Raw genomic sequence first — 1115 nt, 5'->3', positions numbered from 1 at the left:
ACATGGCGGCGATATCGGGGCTGCCGCGTTTGGCCTCCGGGATCAGCTCTTCGGCCACCACGAAGATCATGGCGCCCGCCGCGAAGGCGAGGGCGTAGGGCAGTATGGGCTGGGCCATAAGCACCACGGAGGCCCCGATGACCGCCGCCACGGGCTCGACCACGCCCGAGAGCTGGCCGTAGAAGAAGCTCCTGCCCCGGCTCATTCCCTCGCGCCTGAGGGGCATCGAGACCGCCGTGCCCTCAGGGAAGTTCTGGAGCCCGATGCCTATGGCGAGCGCTATGGCCCCGCCGAGGGTGGCGCCCGGTATGCCCTGCGTGAGACCCAGCCCCACGGCCCCGAAGCTCACCCCGACGGCCAGTCCTTCGGGGATGTTGTGGAGCGTTATGGCCGAGACGAGCAACACGCTGCGGCGCCAGCTCGTGTGCGGCCCCTCGGCCTCGGAGATCTTCATCCCAGGATGCAGATGCGGCAGCGCCTTGTCCAACAGCCGCAGGAAGACACCGCCTGCCAGAAACCCGATTATGGGCGGTACCCACACGGGCAACTCACCACCCTCGGAGAGCTCTATGGAAGGCGCCAGAAGCGACCAGAAACTGGCCGCGATCATTACGCCAGCCGCGAACCCGAGCATGGCGTCCAGTAGCTTGCGCGGCACGTTCTTGGCCCCGAAGACGAGCGCCGCCCCAGCCGCCGTCATCCCCCACGTAAACAACGTCGCGAGCAACGCCTGCACGACCGGCGGCAACCCCGCGAAAGCATCCATCACGGGCCGTCCCCCATCTCTTCCCAACCGGACGAAACACACCCGGCTCTATTTCTGTAACTGTAATCGGCCGTCATATCTCCCTTGTTATTTAGCTTTGGTTAAAAGGAAACTCTATCCCGGCTAAACCAGGGTTTCAATGGAGCGGTCAGCTTTCAGGCCGCTCCAGCCTTCGGCTTCCGCTCTCAGCGATCAGCCTTTTATTCGTGGCTGAAGGCTGATCGCTGAAAGCTGACCGCTGTTTCTCACACGCTGACCAGGAGGGCTGTTGCGTACATGATGGCGACGCCCGCCGTGAGCCCGCCGAGGTTGGACGCGGAGAGAGCGGGCTCTTTGGATCCCTCGGAGT

1 protein-coding gene is annotated in these 1115 nt (G+C 64.2%); it reads right to left on the bottom strand.

What is annotated here, in order from left to right; all coding sequences use genetic code 11:
• Positions 1–766: ZIP family metal transporter (locus ACRCYW_RS14640; RefSeq protein ID WP_438550796.1), on the bottom strand; the 766-nt coding region annotated here is incomplete at its 3' end.
• Positions 767–1115: the final 349 nt, after the last annotated feature.

The sequence above is a fragment of the Aeromonas sp. genome (assembly GCF_051657805.1).
Lineage (GTDB): Bacteria > Pseudomonadota > Gammaproteobacteria > Enterobacterales > Aeromonadaceae > Aeromonas.
This window is presented reverse-complemented; position numbering and strand designations above follow the sequence as displayed.